The 23,459-nt window shown below is 35.8% G+C and carries 23 protein-coding genes and 1 rRNA gene (1 of these 24 cut by a window edge); 20 read left to right on the top strand and 4 right to left on the bottom strand.

Translation table 11 applies throughout. The features are described from left to right. Positions 1-13: 13 nt before the first annotated feature. Positions 14-976 carry an ABC transporter permease gene (locus tag UABHE_RS27265; RefSeq protein ID WP_372366473.1) on the bottom strand — a complete coding sequence of 321 codons (963 nt, stop codon included), beginning with the start codon at positions 974-976 and terminating at the stop codon, positions 14-16. 186 nt (positions 977-1,162) lie between these two features. Next, the gene (locus UABHE_RS27260; RefSeq protein ID WP_372366471.1) at positions 1,163-2,425 is read right to left on the bottom strand and encodes a M14 family metallopeptidase; all 1,263 of its coding nucleotides are present in this window, start codon (positions 2,423-2,425) and stop codon (positions 1,163-1,165) included. Positions 2,426-2,946: 521 nt separating this feature from the next. Between UABHE_RS27260 and UABHE_RS27255 the strand changes: the two genes are divergently transcribed. The 7 genes from UABHE_RS27255 to UABHE_RS27225 all read left to right on the top strand — a co-directional run bounded on the left by UABHE_RS27255 (position 2,947) and on the right by UABHE_RS27225 (position 6,867). Then, the gene (locus UABHE_RS27255; protein WP_372366470.1) at positions 2,947-3,291 is read left to right on the top strand and encodes a EutN/CcmL family microcompartment protein; all 345 of its coding nucleotides are present in this window, start codon (positions 2,947-2,949) and stop codon (positions 3,289-3,291) included. 7 nt (positions 3,292-3,298) lie between these two features. Further along, the gene (gene rpiB / locus UABHE_RS27250; protein WP_372366469.1) at positions 3,299-4,006 is read left to right on the top strand and encodes a ribose 5-phosphate isomerase B; all 708 of its coding nucleotides are present in this window, start codon (positions 3,299-3,301) and stop codon (positions 4,004-4,006) included. Positions 4,007-4,008: 2 nt separating this feature from the next. After that, entirely contained in the window at positions 4,009-4,293 is a 285-nt protein-coding gene (locus tag UABHE_RS27245; protein ID WP_372366467.1) for a EutN/CcmL family microcompartment protein, read from the top strand. Beyond that, positions 4,290-4,592, top strand: coding sequence for a EutN/CcmL family microcompartment protein (locus tag UABHE_RS27240; protein ID WP_372366466.1), 303 nt, complete (start codon positions 4,290-4,292; stop codon positions 4,590-4,592). The genes UABHE_RS27245 and UABHE_RS27240 overlap by 4 nt, the downstream gene beginning before the upstream one ends. Positions 4,593-4,806: 214 nt before the next feature. Further along, the gene (deoC, locus tag UABHE_RS27235; protein WP_372371687.1) at positions 4,807-5,493 is read left to right on the top strand and encodes a deoxyribose-phosphate aldolase; all 687 of its coding nucleotides are present in this window, start codon (positions 4,807-4,809) and stop codon (positions 5,491-5,493) included. 52 nt (positions 5,494-5,545) lie between these two features. Next, positions 5,546-6,397, top strand: a complete 852-nt coding sequence (locus UABHE_RS27230; protein ID WP_372366465.1) for a nucleoside phosphorylase — start codon at positions 5,546-5,548, stop codon at positions 6,395-6,397. A 74-nt stretch (positions 6,398-6,471) separates the two neighbouring features. After that, positions 6,472-6,867 carry a DUF2203 family protein gene (locus UABHE_RS27225; RefSeq protein ID WP_372366464.1) on the top strand — a complete coding sequence of 132 codons (396 nt, stop codon included), beginning with the start codon at positions 6,472-6,474 and terminating at the stop codon, positions 6,865-6,867. 91 nt (positions 6,868-6,958) lie between these two features. Here UABHE_RS27225 and UABHE_RS27220 read toward each other — a convergent pair whose 3' ends face one another. Continuing rightward, positions 6,959-7,258, bottom strand: coding sequence for an ATP-dependent Clp protease adaptor ClpS (locus UABHE_RS27220; protein WP_372366463.1), 300 nt, complete (start codon positions 7,256-7,258; stop codon positions 6,959-6,961). A gap of 395 nt (positions 7,259-7,653) precedes the next feature. Here UABHE_RS27220 and UABHE_RS27215 point away from each other — a divergent pair, with 395 nt between their 5' ends. The 9 genes from UABHE_RS27215 (at position 7,654) to msrB (ending at position 17,802) form a co-directional block, all read left to right on the top strand. Next, complete coding sequence (locus UABHE_RS27215) at positions 7,654-9,222, top strand: FAD-dependent oxidoreductase (protein ID WP_372366462.1); 1,569 nt, start codon at positions 7,654-7,656, stop codon at positions 9,220-9,222. Positions 9,223-9,361: 139 nt separating this feature from the next. Continuing rightward, complete coding sequence (locus UABHE_RS27210; protein WP_372366461.1) at positions 9,362-10,384, top strand: polyprenyl synthetase family protein; 1,023 nt, start codon at positions 9,362-9,364, stop codon at positions 10,382-10,384. Between the two features lie 313 nt (positions 10,385-10,697). Further along, positions 10,698-11,249, top strand: a complete 552-nt coding sequence (locus tag UABHE_RS27205) for a GbsR/MarR family transcriptional regulator (protein WP_372366459.1) — start codon at positions 10,698-10,700, stop codon at positions 11,247-11,249. Position 11,250: 1 nt separating this feature from the next. Further along, entirely contained in the window at positions 11,251-12,111 is an 861-nt protein-coding gene (gene aroF / locus UABHE_RS27200) for a 3-deoxy-7-phosphoheptulonate synthase (RefSeq protein ID WP_372366457.1), read from the top strand. A 60-nt stretch (positions 12,112-12,171) separates the two neighbouring features. Next, positions 12,172-13,545: an isochorismate synthase MenF gene (locus tag UABHE_RS27195; RefSeq protein WP_372366456.1), complete on the top strand. Its 1,374-nt coding sequence runs from the start codon at positions 12,172-12,174 to the stop codon at positions 13,543-13,545. Then, the gene (gene menD / locus UABHE_RS27190; RefSeq protein ID WP_372366455.1) at positions 13,542-15,290 is read left to right on the top strand and encodes a 2-succinyl-5-enolpyruvyl-6-hydroxy-3-cyclohexene-1-carboxylic-acid synthase; all 1,749 of its coding nucleotides are present in this window, start codon (positions 13,542-13,544) and stop codon (positions 15,288-15,290) included. Before UABHE_RS27195 ends, menD begins: the two co-directional genes overlap by 4 nt. Before the next feature lie 23 nt (positions 15,291-15,313). Continuing rightward, entirely contained in the window at positions 15,314-15,862 is a 549-nt protein-coding gene (locus tag UABHE_RS27185; protein ID WP_372366454.1) for a hypothetical protein, read from the top strand. Positions 15,863-16,043: 181 nt separating this feature from the next. Beyond that, complete coding sequence (locus tag UABHE_RS27180; RefSeq protein WP_372366453.1) at positions 16,044-17,150, top strand: serine/threonine protein kinase; 1,107 nt, start codon at positions 16,044-16,046, stop codon at positions 17,148-17,150. Between the two features lie 82 nt (positions 17,151-17,232). After that, positions 17,233-17,802, top strand: a complete 570-nt coding sequence (msrB, locus tag UABHE_RS27175) for a peptide-methionine (R)-S-oxide reductase MsrB (protein WP_372366452.1) — start codon at positions 17,233-17,235, stop codon at positions 17,800-17,802. A gap of 125 nt (positions 17,803-17,927) precedes the next feature. On the opposite strand, the gene metF is transcribed toward msrB, so the two are convergent. Further along, positions 17,928-18,887 (bottom strand): methylenetetrahydrofolate reductase [NAD(P)H], encoded by a 960-nt coding sequence (gene metF, locus UABHE_RS27170; RefSeq protein ID WP_372366451.1) that lies wholly within the window; start codon positions 18,885-18,887, stop codon positions 17,928-17,930. 398 nt (positions 18,888-19,285) lie between these two features. Here metF and UABHE_RS27165 point away from each other — a divergent pair, with 398 nt between their 5' ends. From UABHE_RS27165 to UABHE_RS27150, 4 genes are all read left to right on the top strand, one after another. After that, on the top strand, positions 19,286-20,683 hold the full coding sequence (locus tag UABHE_RS27165; protein ID WP_372366450.1) for a DEAD/DEAH box helicase: 1,398 nt from the start codon (positions 19,286-19,288) through the stop codon (positions 20,681-20,683). Continuing rightward, entirely contained in the window at positions 20,680-21,519 is an 840-nt protein-coding gene (locus tag UABHE_RS27160; protein ID WP_372366449.1) for a phosphatase PAP2 family protein, read from the top strand. Before UABHE_RS27165 ends, UABHE_RS27160 begins: the two co-directional genes overlap by 4 nt. Further along, on the top strand, positions 21,509-22,336 hold the full coding sequence (locus tag UABHE_RS27155) for a cyclopropane-fatty-acyl-phospholipid synthase family protein (RefSeq protein WP_372366448.1): 828 nt from the start codon (positions 21,509-21,511) through the stop codon (positions 22,334-22,336). The genes UABHE_RS27160 and UABHE_RS27155 overlap by 11 nt, the downstream gene beginning before the upstream one ends. A 462-nt stretch (positions 22,337-22,798) precedes the next feature. Continuing rightward, positions 22,799-23,459: ribosomal RNA gene (locus UABHE_RS27150) — 16S ribosomal RNA — on the top strand; it runs 897 nt beyond the window's last position.

Here is a 23,459-nt window from a genome sequence, read left to right as displayed (position 1 = left end):
GAAGGGTGTTAGCCTAATTCGTTTCACGGTTTTGGAATAATGCCATAGCTAGACTAAGAATTGCCATTAAAAATAGCAGTGTATAGCCAAATACTTGATAAACATAACTTAAAGGAACATCTTTTTCATCTAAAATTATATCAATCACCCAATACATTTGTAAATTGGGAATGATGTTATACATAATGCTACTAATTTTGGATGTTGTGGTATATTGGCCGAATACATAATCGGAAAACAATCCGAGTAAGAAAAAAGCCATGCACACGGCGAAAGTTGATCCAGTTGATAATCTAGTGGAAGCTGTAACAGCCGTTGCACAAATAAGAGCTGTTGCCATTATTACGAGTAGAATTGCAATGATTAATTGTAGGTCTAAATTTGTTGTGAGAGGTTGTGTTTCCCACCTGTTATTGACAAAACACAGTAGAAAGAATATACCTGTGAATGAAACCAACAAGTTATTGACAACCGATGAAGTAAAAGGTTTGTTATAAAAAAAATTTCCGTAAGCTGAGAGGAAGAAAGAGAATAAAATTGCCGACGAATAACCTATAAGTACAGGGTAATCTGTTTGTGAATATGCTGCTTCTGTAATTTTTGTACGTACAACATGAAGGAGCATCGAGCCTAGTAAATATTCCATGATAACAACGCACAATAAAACGCCAATGAATTTACCTACTAAGAATTCGGGCCGCGAAATCGGTTTAGAAATTACTGTAATTAGCGTATTATTTTCTATTTCTCGATGTACAACACTGGATGCTGTAAATGCCGAAACGAGGACACCTATTACTAATAAAGTTGCCATTCCCATATCTTTTATTAATTTATCATTTTCGAGTAGTGCAAATAAGGTATAGTAGGGAGATGCAAGTACGGCAAAAATACCGCAAAGTAAAATGATTAGATAGATTGGTTGTCTTATCGCTTCAGACAATGTATTTTTGATAATTGATAGGACGCGAAGCACTATTAATCCTTTTGTAAATTTATGTAGGGCGTGTCGACGCGCCTTTGGGGTAAACTGATTTTTTAATAGGACGTGTCGACGCGCCCTGTTGTATGAATTATATTTGTTGCCAATCAACAAAAAAGCATTGGTCGTTAAGACCAATGCTTTTCAATTACAGTAGATTAGTTATGTGAATAATAAAGCTTACTCTTCTCTTAGAGAAGGTACTTTACCTGATTCTTCTGCAATTTGTAGGTTTGCTTCAATGTTTTCTTCCGTTAGTTCTACCATACGGCTAGGGCCAGGCCAAAATCCGTCTGAACTACCACCAACTTCAGGTGTCATTGCAAAAACGCCTACCTCGTCAAACCAGTCATCTGAAACTCCGCGAACAGCGTATAGTAAGTACTCTGCTGTACCTATACGGTAGCCATTTTGTTGAGTCATTCTTGATGCCATACCACGGTAATAGTTATGTGCAATTTGGTCTTTGATACCTAAAGGATAAATTAGTAAATCACTGTATGAGTGATAGTTTAGGCAAGTTCTAATGTTTGTGTGATCAAGAACAAAGTCACGAACTACTTTAGTTTCTGCTTCAGAGAACGGAGATGGACCTCTGTATGTTTGACTCCAAGGAGATGTACTTGAACCACTATTTGGATAGTTCCAGTATTTCATTGGGCCATAGTTACGATTTAAGTCAACACCGTTTTGATTTTTACGAACCATACCACCACCATTTGGGTAACTGCGGTGGTTAGCTACATAACTATCAAAGTTTATGATAGGAATAAAGTATAGCTCGCGGTTGTTTACAATGTTTTTGACACGTGCACTTGTTTCATAGTTTTCAAGTAAGTAAAACATGAAACGAGTTACAGTCATAGGACTAGCAGATTCACGAGCATGGTGTGCTCCTGTGTATAGTACTGCTGGTTCGTTTTCTTCTTGGTTTACATTATCGGAAATCTTAATCATGAAGATATCGCGGCCTTCATGAGTTTTACCAATAGATTTTTTTTCAGCAATAAGACCAGTGCTTTTGAATTCATTAAAAATGTAATCAAGTGTATTCAAATACTCTTGTGGTGTATATGCACCAGCCATAGAACCAAGTTTCCACTTAGTGTTTCGTGGCTGAGAATCTGCAATATCTTTACGAGTTAGTGATTTGAATTTGTTTTGATAATGCTTGCTCATGTCATCAATAATTACTTTGAAAGAAGAGCGTTGTTGCTTTAGCATTTTTAATTCTTCTTGGCTTACTGGAACTTGAAAAGTTACTTCGCCATCACGAGTTTCTGTGCGTCCACAACAATCAGTCGCTAGACCTAATTGATGTATACTATTGGCATTGTTTTTATCTATTTTAATTTCAACCAATGAGTACTTGGTTTCTTCTGCGGTTGTTGAAACACAAACAGCAAGAAGAGTTATTAGTACAATACATGTATTACGAAACATCTATTGACCTCCATCGGATTCTCCGTAAACCGGAGTAAATTTATAATTATTTGGCTGTAGAACCAAACCCTATGTAAAATTATACACAAAAAAAAAATTTTGTGAAATACTTTTTCATATCTCAAATGTGTTGACATTTAGGTTTTTATATAATGTGAGTTATTTTTCAAAGTAATGAAGGAAATTATTTGGAAGGTAAATCTCGACATGCTCTAGGGAAGAATTGCGTTTCTGTTTTGTGCAGCAAGCATTATTTTAAATAACGACAGGTCTGTAGGAAGTATATCGTGTGGTTGAATAATTGAAAAGTAAAGATGTTAGCGTATGAAGCTACAATGAATGTGAATGAGCTGCAATACATGGATAAAATTCTTGCAATAAATGGTGAAAAATGATAGCATTTTGTAGGGGATGTTGTCTGTGGGTGTTGATATTTATACAACAATCTAAATATCAACACATCACAAATAAATGTTCTTAATAATGTCTAAAAAATTTTGATTTCAACAGAGGTAAAAAATATGCTCCTAGGAAGAGTTATTGGGACAGTATGGGCGACTCAAAAAGATGAAAAATTAGAAGGTCTACGTTTGTTAATTGTTCGCGCAGTAGATTTAGAGTTAAAACCTTTATCTAATTTTGTTATCGCTGTTGATACTGTATCAGCTGGTGTCGGAGAGCTTGTTCTTGTGGCCCAAGGAAGTTCGGCAAGACAAACACAGGAAACACACAATAAGCCTGTGGATGCTGTGATTATGGCGATTGTAGAAAATTTAAATTATGATACAATTGAAAACTTGATGAGAGAATACCAAGGTCGCGAGCAAGAGGTCTCTGAAAAATTAAATCGATTAGCGGAGACATAATAATCTTATGGTAGATCGTTTAAAAATAGAACAGCTTGTAAAAGAGAAACTTCTTGTTCATATGGATTCGCATGAAGATAATGAACCACTTGATTTTGTGAATGAACAACATATACGTTCTCTGGATGCAAAAACAAAATATATATCGGTAACAAACAACGCCGTGATCACTACGCTGGCGCGCGATTTAGCAGAAGCAAATAACGTTGAACTTCGCGTAGTAACAGGAAGCCAGACTCTTGATTCATCTCCACAAAACCCAAAATGCATAGCAATTGGTTGTGATCATGGTGGTCTTATTCTCAAGAAACTACTAGTGAGTGAGTTGCGAAAGTGGGGATATGAAGTATGTGATGTAGGAACGCATTCAGCAGATTCTGTAGATTATCCCGATTTTGCATATGCAGTAGCTAAAATGATTTCGCAAAAAAGCTGTGCAAATGGCATTGTTATTGATGGTGCAGGAATTGGCAGTGCTATAACGGCAAATAAAGTTCCAGGAATAAGAGCAGCACATTGCCATAATTTATTTGAAATTAAAAACTCAAAAGAGCACAATAACGCAAATGTCTTGAGTCTTGGGGCACGTGTTATAGGTGAAGGTCTTGCTATTGAAATGGTAAAAACCTGGTTAGAAACACCTTTTGCTGGTGGACGCCATCAGCGTCGTGTTGATAAGATTATGGCGACAGAAAAGAAATACTTGAGGGGCTAGATATGCCGCAAATGGGAATTATTATTGGAACTATATGGGGAACACAAAAATATCCTGGTCTTGAAGATGCAAAGATGCAGTTAATGCAACCTATTTGTGGAGCAACAAGTAAACGTATTGGACAACCCATTACTGTTGTTGATACTGTAGGTGCGGGCCCAGGAGAAACAGTTCTGTACATCACTGCTTATGAAGCTGTTATCCCTTTTCATCGTGATATGGTTCCTATAGATGCTGCTGTGATTGGAATAGTTGAGAGTACTTATGTCAAGGATACAACATCGTGATTTTATGTAAAGTTGTGGGAAATGTTGTTGCCACACATAAAAATAAGCAATTAGAAAATAATCGTTTATTACTTGTTCAGCCTATAAATACAGAACAACAGGCAATTGGTACGAGTCTTGTTGCATTTGATCGCGTTGATGCAGGAGAAGATGATATTGTCATTGTTGTTAAAGAAGGTGGTTCAGCGAGACTAGCATTTAATAATAAAAAGCTTCCTCTTCAAGCATTTATTGTGGGAGTTGTAGATGATATTGATGTCGATGAAACCGTTTTACAAAGTTCTTGGCCTATTTCATAGCGAATTATAAAATTAGTTAGGAAGCGTTCACTTGGATACACAAGAGTTAATTAAAGTGATTACGGAAGAAGTTGTTCAATCACTAAACACTAAATGTCCCATCGGAGAAAAATGCGGTGGGTGCGCTGGCGAATTTCATTGTGCTTCGCAAAAACCAGAAGAAGTTCAGAATCTTATCAATGTGGGCGCTGCGCGCGTAGGAGCTGGTTTAGGTATTGCTGATGTTGGACGGAATTTAGCTCGTTATATAGATCATACTTTACTAAAACCAGAGGCTACTCCTGAAGAAATAAAAAAAATATGCGATGAAGCGCGGCAATATAATTTTGCTAGTGTTTGTATTCAGCCTTCGTATGTTGGGTTAGCAACTGATTTATTAGTTGGAACTAATGTAATGGTATGCACTGTTATTGGCTTTCCATTGGGATCTACATCTAGTTCTGTAAAGGCTTATGAAGCGCAGTTAGCTGAAAAAGAAGGTGCGCATGAAATTGATATGGTGATTCATATCGGAGCTCTGAAGTCAGGTGGTTATGATTATGTTGAAGAGGATATTCGTAGTGTAGTTAAAGCGGTTTCTCAAAAAACAACGGTCAAAGTAATTATCGAAACTGCCTTATTAAATGACGATCAAAAAATAAAAGCGTGTGAACTTGCCAAGAAAGCTGGAGCTGATTTTGTAAAGACTTCCACTGGATTTTCCAAAGGCGGAGCAACGGCTTCAGATATAGCATTGATGCGTCGAGTCGTAGGTGATTCGATGGGGGTAAAGGCTTCCGGAGGAGTGCGTGATCAACAAGCTGCACGCTTGATGATACGCATGGGAGCTAGTCGTATAGGTGCTTCTGCGAGCGTAAAAATTGTAGATGATAGCACTAAAGCTTCTGGAAGTGGTTACTAGAGCAACCTATCGACAGTAACATTTTAAACTGTGAACTAGAAAGAGATTAAGTGTGGAAAACGAAAAAGGGCAAATACAATCTGCTGAAATTGTAAAAACAGAGTCTGGGCGTCAGTATCATGTGAATTTGGCTCCAGGAGAAGTAGCTCCATATATAATGTTATGTGGTGATCCAGCGCGAGCAAAACGTGTATCGCAACTTTTTGATCAGGTAGACTTGACAAGACAAAATAGAGAGTACATTTCTTTTACCGGAAAATATAAAGAAATGCCTGTTACTGTTATGGGAACAGGTATTGGGTGTGGTAACATGGAAATCGCGGTAATTGAGATTTTACAATGTATTGAAAACCCTGTTATAATAAGAGTTGGAAGTTGTGGTACTCTACAAGAAGATATTGAGCTTGGAGATTTGGTTGTTACAACTGGATCAGTTCGTTTGGAAAATGTATCTACTTATTTTGTACCTGAAGGTTATCCTGCTTTGGCACATTTTGATACTATTTGGGCTTTGCAAAAAGTGTGTGCAGAGCAAGAATTCCGTTATCATACGGGACTCACAGCTTGCTCACCTGGGTTTTATGGTGGACAGGGGCGGCATGTACCTGGGTTTCCTCCTCGTAAACCTCATCTATTAGATGAATTAGCAAAATTGCGAGTAAAAAATTTCGAAATGGAAACAAGCGTATTATTAACCTTGTCTCATCTTGGTGGAGCACGAGCTGGAACAGTTTGCGCTGCATACGCAAATCGCACCAAGAACTCTTTTATTTCTCCTGAACAAAAAGAATCGGCAGAGATGAATTGCATTATGGCAGGTTTAGGCGCTTTAGTTGAGCTTAGTAAAACAGATCAAATTCGCAAAGAAAAAAACAATGACAAGTGGTATCCGTGGTTGAACTAATAGTTGCTAAAAGTAGAGCGTGTCGACATGCTCTAATAATAGGACACTAGGAGCGAGAAAAACTCGGCAAAAATATGAAAAGAAAAACTCCCAAGATCTTTACTTTAGAAGAAGTTAAAAATGCCCTACCGTATATTAAGAGTATTACAAGTGATTTGGTAAGTTTACACCAGCAGCTTTTAGGTACAACAGATAAGAAAACAGATAGATACCTTCGTATAAAACGCCAAATGCAGGTGTGTCGCGAAGAACTACGTTCGGTTGGATGTCATGTTAAAAGTGAAAAAGGAGGTTTGATTGCTTTTTACTGGAAAGGTAAATCAGATATTGCCGAATTATATTGGCAATTGGGAGAAGAAGATATTTATTATTGGCGAGAAATAAGTAAAAAGAATTTGAATTTTTTACCAAGTGCAATTAAGAAAATTGAGTTTAACGTTCAAAAATTAAAGACGCCTTCCATTAAATAGATAATCTATACTTCCTTGGTTTTCCAAGGAAGTAAACGCTTCTATCTAGCGACCATTTTTATAAAATCAAAGAGCAACTTTGTACCTTTTACTATGTAGTTTCTTCTACAGTAACTAGGAAAGGGTAATCATTCTGTTCTGCTAGATCTTCAACTTTAGCGACAGAGGTTTGCGCAATTTCGAAGGTATATATTCCAACAAGAGCGATTCCTTTTGTATGTACCTCCATCATTATACTTGTTGCTTCTAACAATGATTTTTGAAAAATAGCCATTAAAACAAAAATAACAAATTCCATTGTTGTATAATCATCATTGTGAAATAGCACCATGTACATTGGTGGTTTTTGCAGTTTTGTTTGTATTTTTGTTTGTAAATTGATTTCTTCCATTTCGTTGTTCCTATAAATATGTGCACTTGTTGGTAGCGAATAAAAATAATAACTAGGGCGTGTCATCATTCAATACAGATAAAAATATAACGGATTCATTTAATGATACGCCAGTAGTATTGAGCCCGAGCCCGTTTGCGAGCCCGCGCCCGAAAACTTTTTGAGGGCGACAGAAAGTGATTTATTGGTTCAATACTAGTTTTTTGCGATGGAAAAAGAAACTTTGCTTCTTTGATAAATTGTTAGTGAAAGTTTCGCAAACGGGCTCGGGCTCGAAAAAACACACAATATTTTGAATGATGACACGCCCTAGATTTGTAATGAAATAAGTGTCGACGCCCAAATTGGTATAACAACCTGGGTATTCTCATACTATTTTACAGAAGAATTATCATATGTCTTTAAGAAATACAAATATTGATAAATTACAGCGAGATTTTTTCGATGTTCTTGTTATTGGAGGCGGGATTAACGGAGCTTCTTGTGTAGCAGCATTAGCGAATAAGGGTATAAAAGTAGCTTTGATAGATCAAGCTGATTTTGCAAGTGAAACGAGCCAATCAAGTTCTAATTTAGTATGGGGAGGCATCAAATATTTAGAAGGATTTGAGTTTTCACTGGTGCGTAAACTGTGTTTGTCGCGTAATAAATTATGCCGAAGTTTTCCTTCTTCAGTAAAAGAAATTCGTTTTTTTACTATTCACAATCACAATACACGCCTTCCACGTTTTTTTCTTTATTTAGGGACATGGCTTTACTGGGTGATAGGTAATGGATTTACAAAAAAGCCAAAAATTTTTAATAGAAAATTTGTTGAAAATCATCAGCCAATGATAAATACGGAGAAATGTAGTGGTGGTATAGAGTATTCTGATGCTTACTTAGTAGATAATGACTCGAGGTTTGTTTTCAATTTTATGCGTAGTGCTATGCGTGCAGGTGCTGTTTGTGCCAATTATGTACAAGCAAAAGAATCAGTTAGAGATACAAACGGATGGGCAACATCAGTAATTGATTTAGAAAGCGGTCGATCTGTTGTTGCGCGTTCCAAAATTATTATTAATGCGTGTGGACCTTATGTGGACGTTTATAATGAGAAAAGCAAACAAAATACTGTTCATCAACATATTTTTTCTAAAGGTATTCACTTAATTGTAAAGCGTATTACATTTGAAGAAAAAGTATTAACTTTTTTTGCCGATGACGGAAGAATGTTTTTTGTAGTTCCAATGGGGGATAAGTCGTGTATTGGTACGACAGATACACGTGTTGATAATCCCAAAACCAAAGTGACGCAAGAAGATCGTGATTTTGTACTTAGTAATATAAATTCTTTATTGAGTTTGGAAGAACCACTTACATACAAAGATATTATTTCCGAGCGATGTGGAGTTCGACCTTTAGTGGTGAAAAATTCAAATGAAAATGCAGATTGGCTTAAACTATCTCGCAAGCATGTTGTTGAGGTAAGCGATTGTTTTATCAGTATTTTTGGAGGAAAACTTACTGATTGTGTAAATGTTGGAGATGAAATTTGCGAGCATGTAAAAAAATTAGGTATTGATTTTGGTTGTTCTAAACCTTGTTGGTATGGTGAATCCTCGCAACAGCGTCGCATTGAGTTTCTTGATCGAGCAAATACCTTGCAACTTCCACAGAAACATGCCGAACGTTGGTGGAGATTTTTTGATGAAGATGCTTTCGAGTTGTTAGAAAATTTAGGTGATGTTTCTCAGGAGTTGTTAATCCCAGAAATAGGTTTCTACCGTTGTGAAATAGAGTTCGTAAAAAAGTATGAGATGATCACTAAGCTTAGTGATTTTTTACGACGACGTACTAATTTAGCTATGGTAATAAATAAAGAAAATTTAATTAATCATCAAGGGATATATAGTGTTGCTCAGTTGTTATTTGATGAGCTTTTTACTGAAAAATGGGATGAATATTTCTCAAATACCGAATAAATTTTCTTTTTTGATTGAAATTTTGGTTAATTTAGATTAATCTAACTAGTGTAAGTTCAAGAGGTTTTGAACTTCTTGAACTTGTGTGTGGATAGTAAATAATTGTAGCTAAATGATAATATTGCTTTCAGGATGAGATATGTCTACTCATATGGATAAAGACGCAACAAAAAATGAAGCGCCAGCATACCAAACTAATTTTTCGCAAGGTATGTTTATGAGTGCTGTTGAAGAAAAAATTGCGCGCGTTTTAGGAGAAGAGCTTCCTACGGGATGTGAAAAACCAGAAGTACTAATAGAAGCTGCGCGTCATTTATGCCTTGCAAAAGGTGCAAAAAGAATACGTCCTCGTTTAGTTTCTCTTTACGGAGAGGCAATGGAAATTTCCCCACTTGAATTGCTTGATATATCTGTGGCTGCAGAAATGATTCATGCTGCTAGTTTACTGCACGACGATGTTGTGGATGAAAGTAGTTTGCGTCGTGGGTTGGAAACAGTGAATTGCAAATGGGGAAACAAAGTGGCTGTGCTAGCTGGGGACCTTGTTTTGTCTTTGGGATTTATCCTCTTGAATAAGTACACTCCAAATATTCACCGGACTGCTGTAAGAGTTGTGGATGCTATGACACGAGCGGCAATGTTAGAAGTTCAGGCTAGAGGGTGTCTAGATTTTAAGTTAGATGGATGGTACTTCATTGCTGAAGGAAAAACAGCTAAATTGTTTTCGTGGTGTGGGCAAGCGGTAGGGTTTTATGTGGGTGATGAGGAAATTGCAGCGCGGTTTGAAAAATGTGGTAAACACTTAGGCATTGCTTTTCAAATGGCTGATGATTTGAGAGATCTACAAGGAAGTGATCCTGGTAAAGAAAGATTTTCTGATATCCGTAACTTTAATCCTAGTTTTCCTATTTTAAAAGCGGCAAGTATAAATAGCGACTTACACCAAGAAATTTCTCAAAGTTGGAAAAGTGCTGAGCTTTCGCAAGATGAAGTTACTCGTCTTGGAGAAGCGGTGCTTCGTACTGGTGTTGCTGATATTACGATTGAGGCATTGGAGTTAGAAATTAAACAAGCGATTGATGCACTTGGACCATATCAAGATGCTCAAGGGACAATGGAAATAGTAAATTGGACAAAATTACTGCTTGGTAGTGTAAAGTAAGGTCTGAAATAACTAGTTGTTGTTAACTATGGTAAAACTAAAATTTCTTTGTAAAAAGGTAATAGTATGTCTTACAGAGCAATGATCCTTAGCTGCTTATAGTCGAGGAGTTTACATCTTTGCTATTTTTAGTTTCAGAGAACCAGTGGTCAATTGTAATAACAATTGTTTTATTCGAGTAAAACTACATTTTTTTGGCGAATGAAAATAAATAATATTGGTATCTAATTTATTGAATATTAATAATTTACACCCAATGTTTTTATTTAGTTATGTAGTTTCAGAAAACGGGCACACAAAACAGGAAAGTAGTATGACTTCTGTAAATAAAATAGCTTCTTGGGAAAAAACAGCGACAGATGCGATTGGAGGCGCAATCGAATTTTGGGGTTTTAAACGCAATCATGGTCGCGTTTGGTGTTTGTTGTATATAAAAAATCGCCCTTTTTCAGCTATAGAGATACAAGAACATTTGAGACTTTCTAAGGGAGCTGTCTCTATGATTGTTCGAGAACTAGAGACATGGAAGGTAGTTCATCGATTACGAATAGATGATAATACTGCCTGGCATTTTGTTGCAGAGACTAATTTACTACAAATGATAACGCACGTTGTTAATCAGAGAGAAACAGGAGTTATTTCACACATATGTGAACAACTTGAAAATGCGAATGCAGAAGCAAAAAGCACTGTAGATTTCTCTGAGAATTCCTTGCAACGTTTGGAACATCTTTGCCGTTTGTCTTTTTTATTTAGAGAAATGTTAAATATGTTTCTAAAAGCGGACAATTTTGATATGTTATTTTTTTTAGAAAAAGTAGAAGAATTCAAACATACACTAGAAGAGCAAGCTAAACGAGATTAAAATGAACAATTATGAAACACAAGATAATGTCGAAAAAACAACGGCACAATCTCCCTATTTATATAGCCGAAAAAGTGATAATCAACAAACAACTATTTCTCTAGGATCAAAGGTTTTAGGAAGCGAAAAAGTGTTGTTTTTAGCTGGACCTTGTTCGGTAGAGAGTAAGCAGCAAATGATTGATATTGCTTACGAACTTAAAGAAATGGGAGTAACAGCTCTTAGAGGTGGAGCTTATAAACCAAGAACCTCTCCATATAGTTTTCAAGGACACGGCGAAAAAGCGCTGGAGTGGCTTGCAGAGGTAAGAGAAAAAACGGGTCTTGCTATTGTAACTGAGATTATGGATCCTCATCTAGTGCCTTTGTTTGAACAATATGTTGATGTCTTACAAATTGGCTCGCGTAACATGCAAAACTTTGTTTTATTGAAATCTGTAGGAAAAAGTAAGCTCCCTGTACTTCTAAAAAGAGGTATGAGTAGTACTATTCAAGAGTTTTTGTTAGCTTCAGAGTATGTGCTGTCGCAAGGAAATCCAAATGTTATTCTTTGTGAACGAGGTATAAGAACTTTTGAAAATGCCACGCGAAATACTTTTGATATTAATGCTATTCCTGTACTAAGAGAAAAGACTCATCTTCCTATATTAGCTGATCCTAGCCATGGAACAGGAAATTCAAAATACGTTTTAGCGGTATCACGAGGAGCAGTTGCTGCTGGAGCTGATGGCTTGCTTATAGAAGTACATGCGTCTCCAGAAGAAGCTTTATCAGACGGAGATCAAAGTATTACACCGCAAGAATTTCGCAAACTAGTTGAAGAAATTGGTAGTATCGCACATGCTGTTAATCGTACTATTTAGAGCTTGGCTCTAGAACACTGCTGAAAGAATTCATTTATTTTAGTTCTAGGAATATAAATTGTGAGAGTTGCAAAAAATCTTCGTGAATTGAATGATATGTCTTATGTAAAAAAAATGATGTTACGTCAGTTGCAAAGTTTTTTTACCCAAGAAAGCATCCAAAATAGTCGTTTAGAAGTAGAAATAGAAGATATTGATGTTGTTTCTTGGTTGCGCATTCAAAACTATGACGAAAAAATATATTGGGAAAACCGCGACAAAACATTCGTTATTGCAGGAGTTGGTGCAGCTCGAATTTTCAAAAGTGATTGTTTTGATGATTTTGATAAACATTTGAATTTATTGCCAAATGGTATGCGGTTTTACGGTGGCATGCGCTTTGATAATAGTTCTACTTGCGATGCTTTGTGGAGAAGTTTTGCGAATATTACGTTTTTTATTCCGCAATTTGAAATTTGTAGAAGAGAAGATAAAGTATTTTTTGTTACCAATATTCTGCTTAAAAAAGGAACTACTAATTCTGAATTGTTTGAAATCATTGTCAATGAACTTGAACGCGTTGAATTTTTTCTATCGCCAACGTATGATTTTGAGGGCTTGTACAACGAGCGTGTGAATTCACCTAGTTTTGATGAATGGAAAGAGCAATTCGAAGATGTACAAAAACAATTTTGTGCAAATGAGATAGAAAAAATAGTACTAGCGAGGCGAAGTACATTTGTTTTTTCTTCTTGTGTAGATGGGTTTTGTTTATTGCAACATTTTGTCAATACCCAAGAAAATACATATAATTTTTACATACAATGGGAAAAAGACTGTGCTTTTGTGGGAGCTACTCCTGAACGCTTATATCAGCGCTTTCATAATCGTATTTATAGTGAAGCGGTTGCTGGAACTAGAATTCGAGGTAAAACGTTAGAAGAAGATAGCGAATTAGGAAAAGATTTGCTTTCAAGTAGTAAAGATGTCAAGGAACACCGATTAGTGGTAGAAAATATTCAACGTGTTTTTAATGATATTTGTAAAAAATATATTAATGTTGAATCTCCTCGATTACTTAAATTAAAAAACTTACAGCATTTGTATACATCTTTCGAAGGAATCTTGAAGAAAGATATTCGCGATAGTGATGTCTTATCTCTTTTACACCCTACTGCAGCTGTTTGTGGATTACCTAAAGAAAAGAATATAGACCTGATTGCAAAGCTAGAAAGTTTTGATCGCGGTTGGTTTGCAGGTCCTATTGGTTGGTTGGGAAAGGATAGCGCTGAATTTGCTGTAGCAATACGTTCGTGCTTAGTACAGAATAATATACTACATCTTTTTGCAGGAGCTGGGATAGTTGAAAGTTCGTCTGTTGAAAAAGAATGGAATGAAATTGAAGATAAGATGAGGAATTTTGATTGTATTTTTGGTAAAGAGTCACCATTATGATGAACATACAATACGAAAATATGAATGTTTTTTGGATGAGCCTTATTGTTGAGGAATGCATACGCAATAAAGTAACTCAATTCTGCATATCTCCAGGATCGCGTTCTTCTCCTATTACTTGCGCTATTGCTCGTGCAGAAAAAGCCCAGAAAAAAATTTTCTATGACGAACGAGCAGCAGCTTTTTATGCCCTTGGTTATGCTCGCGCAACAGGAAAACCTGCAGTACTTGTTTGCACTTCTGGAACGGCAGTTGCAAATTATTTGCCTGCAATTGTAGAGGCTTCAACTGACGGTATACCACTCATTGTTTTATCAGCAGATCGTCCTCCTGAACTTTTAGACACGGGAGCAAATCAAACTATCATCCAACCAAACATGTACGGAAAATATTGCTCTTGGCAGGTAAATCTTCCGTGCTCAACAGAAAAAATTCCGCTACCGTATCTTCTAACAACAGTTGATCAAGGAATCTATCAGGCAGTTAACTCTCCCGGAGTTATACATATTAACTGTATGTTACGCGAACCTTTAGCCCCTATACCTGAAAATTTATCTGATCATAATACTGCTCTTCCTGAACGTTGGACAAACAACAATGCACCTTATACTTTTTATACACAATCAAAGAAATGTCCTTTAGACATTTCTGATATTGCCAAGAGTCTCTCGCAAGCACAACGCGGAATTATTATTGTTGGAAGGTTAAATAATAACGAGGATATATTATTCATTGCAGAGTTTTTGCACAAGTGTGGTTGGCCTGTTGTTCCTGATATTTGTTCTGGCTTTCGGTTTAAGCCGCATCCTAATTTTCTCTTACATTTTGATAATATGCTTTTGCAAAAAGAACAGTGGAGGCAATACGAACCCGATTGTATCCTTCATCTTGGTGAACAGATTGTATCGAAGCGTATCTTGCAGTTTATTGGTGAATGCAAACCGGAAACTTATATTGTAGTAAAAAGCAGTAGTAGACGCTATGATCCTTTTCATGCGGTTACTCATCACGTACAGAGTAATTGTGGAGTATTTTGTCGCTTGATGTTAGATCAAATACCATTTAATATAGAAGAAAATTTCAAAAAAGATTTACTTAACAATCAACAACAAGTACAAAGAATTCAAAGAGACTTGCTTACCAATAATGATTCCCTTAATGAATTAAGTACCGTTTTTTCGATTGCTCAGATGTTAAATATTGGGACTAAAGGATTATTTATTGGCAATAGTTTAGCTATTCGTTATTTTGATATGTATTCTTATGGGGATAAAAATATTTTTGTGGCCAGTAATCGCGGTGCAAGCGGTATTGATGGGAACTTAGCCACTGCAATTGGAATGGCCCAAGGATTAAAAGGAGCAGTTACCGTTGTTCTTGGGGATATCTCTCTTATCCACGATTTAAATTCTCTTTCCTTACTAAAAAACACTGAGTTTCCTGTTTGCGTGGTGCTTCTTAATAACCAAGGAGGAAGTATTTTTGAAAAGCTACCGATTGCTAATTTTATAGATATTTTTGAAGATTATTTTGTAACACCGCATTCATTTACTTTTGAAAATGTTGCTAAAATGTTTTCTATTTGTTATTTTCAGCCACGGAATCAAACGCATTTTACTAAAATTTATCGCTCTTGTATTCAGCAAAAAAAAACATGCCTCATTGAAATTCACACGCAACGTGATTATAATACACAAATACAAAAAGAATTAAATCGACTTATAGGGTGCGTTGATGTGTCCTAGTAACTATAGTACGGATTGAAAATATGACAGCGTATTTAAAAGAAGTTAAGGGATCTAGTAAATCGTATAGTGTTTGCTCGGATAAAGATTATTTTCTCATCGGACGAAAAAAAGAAAACGATTTAGTCTTGGCTGCGAGTGAGGTTTCGCGTTTCAACTGCTTTATCGCTGTACATCCTGAAAACAAAGGTTTGTATTTGTTTTCAACTTCGCGAAACAAAAATATTCTTTATAATGCGAATGTTTATGATTTTAGTTCTAAAGATTCGATTGTTGCAAGTTCTCTTGATGCCCTTTTGAGTATGAAAACAGGCGTTGCTATAAATAACCTCGCTATAAAAGACCAAAATGCCAATGAATTAATAGATGCAGAAAACATGGATAATTTGGGCTTTTTTCGCGCAGGAGAATTCAAGAAAATCAAAGATATTTTACCTGTTTTAGATGATCTACAAGGAGTAGAGTATTTTGATTATTGTATCAAAGAAGGTGCGATAAAGTTAAAGAATGAATGTTTTATTGGAGTGCGAACATCGTCATCCGAAATTGCATATCAGTTGATTGTAAACTAGAGTAGAGGGCGCGCCGAGATTTATGATCTATCATTTAGTTACCCAAGAGATCTTGTTGGGACTTTCTCCTTGCATAACGCAAATTTATTTTTCAAAGGACTTAGCCACTCCTAAAATAATATTGTAAATAGAAATCTAAATGTAGAGATGCCCGATATAAAATGAAGTATGGAGAATATCTTTGGAGCTATTAACTTTTCAATGCACTTACTGTTCGCGCTTATCTAATGTACAAAAAAATGTAGATCCGATAGGTAAATCTCTCAAATGCTCTCGGTGTAACAATGTTTTTCTTTTAAGCTCTGATAATTTGTGTGATCCACCAAAAGTACTCACTTTTTATTGTTCTAACTGTAATGAAGCCGTTAAGATTATCGAAAAAGAAGAAATTTATGGGCGTGAAATAACTTGCCGAAAATGCGAACACACTTTTAGTTTACTTAAGGATGACTCGAAAGATGTTTCTAGTAAAAATCTTCCTCTTGTCATTAACGACAGATATCAAAAAAAATCTTTTCTTGGTTCTGGAGCAATGGGTCGAGTGTATGCTGTTTTTGATAAGCATCTTCAAAAAGAAGTGGCTTTAAAAATGTTAGTAGCAAGGCAACCTACTGCTGAAGGAAGAACTCGATTTCTACGAGAAGCAAAACTTACTGCTCGGTTAATTCATCCTAATATAGTTGAGATTTATGATTTAGGTGCAATTCAAGATCAATATTATTTTACTATGGAGTATGTCCGCGGAATTTTACTTACGGAAATTTTGCAAGGGAATCAATTTACTCGTCGTGAGATACTTAAGATGTTTGTCCAATGTTGTTATGCTATTGATTATGCTCATGAAGAGAATATTATTCACCGCGATTTAAAACCTGATAACATTATCATTCAAGAAAACGGCGAGCCTAAAATTATGGATTTTGGACTGAGTAAAATGATTGATGATGGTCAAAGGTTGACAGCAACAGGAATGATCATGGGCACAATTACACATATGCCGCCAGAACAGGCATTGGGAAAAATATCTGAAATAGATCATCGCGTTGATATATATGCGCTTGGTATTATTTTATACACGCTGTTAACAAGTACAATTCCTTTTCAATCAAAATCAACATATGAATTATTACGCCAAATTGTAAGCGAAGAAGCTGTTGCGCCAAATATAATAAACCCAAAAATACCACAAGAGATTTCAAATATATGCTTGAAAGCGATAGCTAAAAATAAAGAGCTACGTTATTTTAAAGCTGTTGACTTAGCTGGGGACTTAGAGAAATTTATTTAAGTTTGTATGTTTTGGTCAAGTTATACGACTAAATGTCGACGTACCTAAATAAAATCATAAATTGAATATACAGGAGACTTAAATGTCGAGAATTATTATATTAATGTTCGCTTTTTTTGTAGCATGCAGTCACAGCAATAGTCAAGCAGCTAATAATAAGAAAAAGAAAAATAATCCAGATGTAAAAAAAATTACCAAGACAGAAAAAGAATGGAAAGAAATTTTAACAAAAGATCAGTATTATGTATTACGCGAAAAAGGTACCGAGAGTCGTTACAAAGGGTATTGGAATTCTAAAGAAAAAGGAATTTATCAATGTGCTGCTTGTAGCACACCATTATTTTCGTCTGAGACTAAATATAAATCAGGTACTGGTTGGCCTAGTTTTTGGCAACCTATTGTTGATAAAAATGTTGGCGAAATAGAGGATCGTTCTCTTGGTATGACTCGCGTTGAAGTGGTTTGTAATGTTTGTGATTCTCATCTTGGGCACGTTTTTAACGATGGACCACGACCGACTGGTATGAGATATTGTATTAACTCCATCTCATTAAAATTACAAAAAGGTGTAAGTCAATTGCCTAAAAAAACAGAGGCTAAGGTAGAAAAAAAAGAAGCGAAAGTAGAAGAAATGGAGCCTTCTAAAAAATAAGCAACTTAGGTTACTGGCTCTTACTTTCACATAGTACAACCTAAAAATGTCCTTACTAAAAATTTTAGATATGTTTTGGTAAGGACATTTTTATAATATCATCTAGAGGTTCACGGAAAATGACGCTAACTAAAAAGTTCTGCGGCAATTTGCTTTACGGGATTTATTTTTCCCATCGTGTAAAAATGAAGTGAAGGAACTCCGTATTCTATTAATTCTTGACATTGTTTTGTGCACCACTCTCTGCCTATTTTTCGCACCTCTTTTCCTGTCCGAGCTTCTTGCAATTGATTTGTTAGTTCAACAGGAATATCTATGTAGAAAGTACTTGGGAGTATTTGTAGTTGCTTGATAGAAGTGATAGGCTTAATTCCTGGTATAATAGGCACATTAATACCCATTTCTCTACATTTTTCGACGAAACTGAAGTACTTTTTGTTATCGAAAAACATTTGTGTTATAACAAATTCAGCACCCATATCGATTTTCTTCTTTAAGTAATGCATATCTGTTTCCATATTTGCTGCTTGGTAGTGCTTTTCTGGATAACCAGCTACTCCTACGCAAAAATTAGTTGCATCTTTTACAACTAAATCTGGATCAATGTACTTTTCACTATTCATATCTATAATCTGTTCTAGTAAATCTGATGCATACTTGTGCCCATTTTTTTCTCCAATAAATTCTTTATCATGTGATAGTTTATCACCTTGCAGAGCAAGAATATTATGGATACCTAAAAAGTGAAGATCTATTAGGGCGTCTTCAGTAACTTGTTTTGTAAAGCCTCCGCAAACCATATGAGGTACAACATCTACCTGGTAACGGTTTATAATCGCAGCTGAAATCCCCACAGTTCCTGGTCGTTTACGATAGGGACGTTTCTCTATTTTCCCATCGGAAGATTCGACGTAAGTGTAATCTTGCCTGTGGTAGGTCACATCGACAAAAGCTGGATTAAAGGGCATTAGTTCGTCTATTAACTTAAAAATACTTCCTATACCATCGCCTTTTACTGGTGGTAGCAATTCAAAGGAGAAAAGCGGAAGACCTTGCGCATTTTTTATATGATCTGTTATTTTCATTTGTAATATCTAATCTGAGTTATAAGAATTGATCTGTTTGTGTTTTAATTGCACCTAAAAAAATAATAAGTGACCAGTCAAGTCAATTATTATTTTACCATATTAGTGTGTGTTTGCAAATTGCTTTATAGCTTTAAATTACAGGCCAATTACTTTGGAGCGGCCATTTGGATTTTGAAATGAGGATGAAATTTTACCATAAGATGATAAATCTCGATATTTTTGTACTCTAAATTGTGTATTTTCACTTGCAGTAAAACTGAGTTTTAGTTTAATAAAATGGATAATTATTGGGATTTGGTTAGGCTGTGTTGACGTCCTAGCTATTTTATTTTTGTCGGACTGCTAAGATACTGGTACCTTTAGAGCATATTTTACCATAAGGATAAAACGGACCTATGATTAATATAATGGTGAACAACGAACTGATAATTAAAGGAAAATTGCCGGAAGAAGCAGAAGCGTATTTGAAAAAAAGACTCACTTTTACTAATCCAGAGTATGTACTTGCAGAGAGACAGCATCGTTCTACATATAATATTTCACCTACACTGAGCTTTTTTAAAAAGAAAAAAAATAAGATTTTTGTCCCTCGAGGTTTTTCTGCACAAGCATTGGGAATATTACGAATGCATGAAGTGAAGTATAATGTTGCTGAAGAAACGCGATTGCTTCCTGAAATTGATGTAAATTTCTGTCGAGAACTTTATACATTTCAACAAAAAGCCGTTGAAAGTATTGTTGCTCGTAGATTTGGAGTACTAAATAGTCCGACGGGAAGCGGAAAGACTGTTATGGCTTTGGCAGTGATTGCTGCACGAAAACAACCTGCTCTTGTTATTTGTCACACTAAAGAGCTCTTGTATCAGTGGCGCGATCGAGCGGTAGAATTCTTAGGTATGAAGGAAAGTGAAATTGGCTTAGTTGGTGATGGTAATCGCGTAATTGGAAAACCACTAACAATTGCAATTGTTAATTCTTTATACAAATGTGTAGATGAACTAGCTGATAAAATAGGACATTTAATTGTCGATGAGTGTCATCGTGTACCAAGTCGAACTTTTACAGAAGCGATTAAACATTTTGATAGTCGTTACATGTTAGGGTTGAGTGCTACTGCATATCGTCGAGATAAACTTACCAAAGTGATCTATTTTTACATGGGAGACAGTGTTTACAGTATTTCTCCCCAAGAATTGCAAAAACACAACAAGATTATGGTCGCTTCTCTAGTAGTACGTGAAACAAATTTTTACTCTGAAATTAACGGTTCTAGTGAATATCAAGCTTTACTACAAGAACTTGTAAATAATCGTGCGCGCAATGAACTTATTGTGGATGATGTAATAGAAGAGGCTCAACAAAGAAGAGGAATTTGTCTAGTTCTCTCTGATCGAAAAAATCACTGTGAAACACTACATGAAATTCTTGTTTCTAAAAGTGGTATGTCGGTAGAACTTCTAACAGGGGACACGAAATCATCCGTTCGCAAAAAAATAGTTCGCGATTTAGATGAACAGCGAATTGATATTTTAGTTGCTAGTGGTCGTTTGGTTGGAGAGGGGTTTGATTGTAAAAGTCTTAGTTCATTGTTTTTAGCAACACCTGTTAAATTTTCTGGACGTGTTATTCAATATTTAGGACGAATTTTACGTACTTGTGAAGGAAAAGTCCAGCCTAAAATTTTTGACTACATAGATGAATTAGGGGTCTTACGTAGTTCTTTTAAAAGTCGCTTGTCAGCATATAAAACTATGGGAGTTGAGTTAGGTAACGCTTTGGAAATAGAGTTATGATAAAGACTTTTAAATATGAGTATGCTTTTATTGTCTTAGGTTTGATTAGTAGCTGCTATGGTTTGTTTTTGAGGAGTTACTTTGCTCTAGAGTTAGGGATATTCACTACTATATATATAGCATCTCTTTTTTGGCTTGTACGTCACCGAGAAAACAAATTCTTAGCGAAATTGCGTTTGGCACTGGGATTTGTGTTCATATTTTATATATATCAGTCTATACATAAAATTGTTGATTTGTTTTCAATTGCATTAAAAGATCATTATTTGTTGCGTTGCGATGAATTTTTGTTTGGTAAAACTCTTTCTATATATATGGAGCAGTTTCACTCCGTGTGGTTAACAGATATTAATAATTTATTATATGTGTTGTATGATATTTATTTAGCCGTTTTTCTTACTCATTGTTTATTTGTGCAATTAAACAAAGCGCAATTAGCAGCACATTACCTCTTTAATGCATTTTTTTTGGGTTTTGTTATATATATTTTGGTTCCAGCAGTTGGACCGCGATATGCCTATACTCATTTGTATTCTTTTGAAATAAATGGTGGGGTTATTTCGCAGTTGATTAGCTCCTTTATAGAAAACGCTTCGCCAGGGTACGATGTTTTTCCCAGTTTGCATACCATGGTTTTACTTGTGCTGTTGGATTATGACTATCATTGTCATCGCTTTCGGTTTAATTTTATGTTACCGTTTGCTTTTGGAATTTTGTTTTCTACTTTGTATCTTCGTTACCACTATGCCATTGATCTTATTGCTGGAATAATTTTGTTTTTGTTATTGAAGCTTTGGTTTGAGAAACGTCATGGTTGGAGCTCTTATGAACTTTGAAAAAGACATTGCTAACTACTACAATAATAACACTTCTAAATTCTTGCGCTGGGGACATGGGAAAAAAGATTTTGCTATACATCGTGCAGTATGGTTTCCAGGAATAAGTGATCGTAGCAGCGCTATTTTATATCAAAATGAATATATTTATGAGCAGTTGTTGAATGTAGGCAATGATAAAAGAATGGCTGTCCTTGATTTAGGATGTGGAGTCGGAGGGTCGTTGTTTTTTTTAGCAAAACGTTTTCCTAACATAGATTTGTATGGTTTGACAAATAGTGACAAGCAGCAAGAACTTTCACTTTTGTTAAAAGAACGTTTACAAATAAGTAATGTCAATATCGCATTAGGTGATTACCATTTAGTCCCACCTTCAATACCAAAAGTAGATCTTGTTTTTGCTATTGAATCGTTTGTTCATAGCCATTCACCTCAAAAATTAATAGAACAAATAGCTTTTTGCACTAAACAAGATAGTACTTGTATTATCATCGACGATTTTCTTGCAAATGATAAAGCGGCAAATAACCGTTATGTCGAAATCTTTAAGAGGAACTGGTATGCACCTGGTATTTGTACTGTTGACTATTTACAAAAAGAAGCGGCACGTTTTGGTTTAGTAGTGGAAGATGTTGTTGATTTAACTTCGTATTTAGAGTTGAACAGAGTTAGAGACTATATAATTCGTGTTTGTTGTTTGCTCTTAAGGTTTTATCCTGACTATTATTTTCGAAGTTTAGTCGGTGGTAATGCTCTACGCCATTGTTTACTTAACGATTTTATACGTTATAATGTTGTAAAGATAACGAAAAAATGATGTTATAAAGGTTTTCTTAGTAAGTAATTTAATATTTTTTTAAAACGTAAGCTACTTTTTTACAATACTTTATGTTTTTTACCGAATAAAAGATGAAGAAAAAAAAAGAAAAGACATTGACTGTTGAAGAAGCCGTGCTATAATCCCTTCTCCTTGAACGAAAGGGCAACCAAAAAAAACTGGTTGTTTAAAAAGAGGAACCAAGTTTGTTCAGCACTTTTAAGAAACTTTGAAAAAGATTTTAAAAAGAAGTTGACAAACAAAAGATAAGTGATATACTTGTCGAGCACGAAACGAAAAAAACGACTTTGAACAAGTTGTTGATCTCAATAAAGGCAAAGAAAAAAAATTTGGTTTTATTGAGATTTTAGATCTTTGAAAAAAAGGGAAAGAGAAAGAACGAGTGTGTGAGCTCATTAAGTTTAAGAACTTTGTGAGAAGAACAAAACAGGAGAAACTTTTTATTTGAAGGGTTTGATCCTGGCTCAGAACGAACGGTGGCGGCGTGCTTATTCCATGCAAGTCGAGCGAGAAGTTCCTTCGGGAATGGAGAGCGGCGAAAGGGTGAGTAACGTATAAATGACCTACCTCTAAGAGGGGGATAACAGTTCGAAAGGACTGCTAATACCGCATAAGGTTACAGCGATGCATGTTGTTGTAATTAAAGGTGGGGGACCTTCGGGCCTCATGCTTAGAGAGGGGTTTGTATTCTATTAGCTAGTTGGTGGGGTAAAAGCCTACCAAGGCATTGATGGATAGCCGGCCTGAGAGGGTGGACGGTCACACGGGCACTGAGACACGGGCCCGACTCCTACGGGAGGCAGCAGGAAGGAATATTGGGCAATGGACGCAAGTCTGACCCAGCGACGCCGCGTGGAGGAATAAGGCCTTCGGGTTGTAAACTCCTAACATGTGTTAGTAAGGTGCAGATAATAATACTATCTGTAATTGAAAAAGGCACAAAATGAAGTCATGGCTAACTCCGTGCCAGCAGCCGCGGTAATACGGAGATGGCAACCGTTGTTCGGAATCACTGGGCTTAAAGAGCACGTAGGCGGAGGCATAAGTTGAATGTGAAATCCCATGGCTTACCCATGGAATAGCGTTCAAAACTGTGTTTCTT

It is taken from the genome of Candidatus Uabimicrobium helgolandensis, from assembly GCF_041508025.1.
In the GTDB taxonomy this organism is placed as follows: Bacteria; Planctomycetota; Uabimicrobiia; order Uabimicrobiales; family Uabimicrobiaceae; genus Uabimicrobium; species Uabimicrobium helgolandensis.
This window is presented reverse-complemented; position numbering and strand designations above follow the sequence as displayed.

What these genes read in the sequence shown, in the direction of transcription:
- UABHE_RS27245 (WP_372366467.1), top strand. Translation starts at nt 4,009, where the DNA reads ATGCCGCAAATGGGAATTATTATTGGAACTATATGGGGAACACAAAAA.
- UABHE_RS27215 (WP_372366462.1), top strand. Translation starts at nt 7,654, where the DNA reads ATGTCTTTAAGAAATACAAATATTGATAAATTACAGCGAGATTTTTTC.
- UABHE_RS27260 (WP_372366471.1), bottom strand. Translation starts at nt 2,425, where the DNA reads ATGTTTCGTAATACATGTATTGTACTAATAACTCTTCTTGCTGTTTGT.
- rpiB (WP_372366469.1), top strand. Translation starts at nt 3,299, where the DNA reads ATGGTAGATCGTTTAAAAATAGAACAGCTTGTAAAAGAGAAACTTCTT.
- UABHE_RS27255 (WP_372366470.1), top strand. Translation starts at nt 2,947, where the DNA reads ATGCTCCTAGGAAGAGTTATTGGGACAGTATGGGCGACTCAAAAAGAT.
- metF (WP_372366451.1), bottom strand. Translation starts at nt 18,887, where the DNA reads ATGAAAATAACAGATCATATAAAAAATGCGCAAGGTCTTCCGCTTTTC.
- aroF (WP_372366457.1), top strand. Translation starts at nt 11,251, where the DNA reads ATGAACAATTATGAAACACAAGATAATGTCGAAAAAACAACGGCACAA.
- UABHE_RS27205 (WP_372366459.1), top strand. Translation starts at nt 10,698, where the DNA reads ATGACTTCTGTAAATAAAATAGCTTCTTGGGAAAAAACAGCGACAGAT.
- UABHE_RS27185 (WP_372366454.1), top strand. Translation starts at nt 15,314, where the DNA reads ATGACAGCGTATTTAAAAGAAGTTAAGGGATCTAGTAAATCGTATAGT.
- UABHE_RS27155 (WP_372366448.1), top strand. Translation starts at nt 21,509, where the DNA reads ATGAACTTTGAAAAAGACATTGCTAACTACTACAATAATAACACTTCT.
- UABHE_RS27210 (WP_372366461.1), top strand. Translation starts at nt 9,362, where the DNA reads ATGTCTACTCATATGGATAAAGACGCAACAAAAAATGAAGCGCCAGCA.
- UABHE_RS27220 (WP_372366463.1), bottom strand. Translation starts at nt 7,258, where the DNA reads ATGGAAGAAATCAATTTACAAACAAAAATACAAACAAAACTGCAAAAA.
- UABHE_RS27225 (WP_372366464.1), top strand. Translation starts at nt 6,472, where the DNA reads ATGAAAAGAAAAACTCCCAAGATCTTTACTTTAGAAGAAGTTAAAAAT.
- menD (WP_372366455.1), top strand. Translation starts at nt 13,542, where the DNA reads ATGATGAACATACAATACGAAAATATGAATGTTTTTTGGATGAGCCTT.
- msrB (WP_372366452.1), top strand. Translation starts at nt 17,233, where the DNA reads ATGTCGAGAATTATTATATTAATGTTCGCTTTTTTTGTAGCATGCAGT.
- UABHE_RS27160 (WP_372366449.1), top strand. Translation starts at nt 20,680, where the DNA reads ATGATAAAGACTTTTAAATATGAGTATGCTTTTATTGTCTTAGGTTTG.
- UABHE_RS27165 (WP_372366450.1), top strand. Translation starts at nt 19,286, where the DNA reads ATGATTAATATAATGGTGAACAACGAACTGATAATTAAAGGAAAATTG.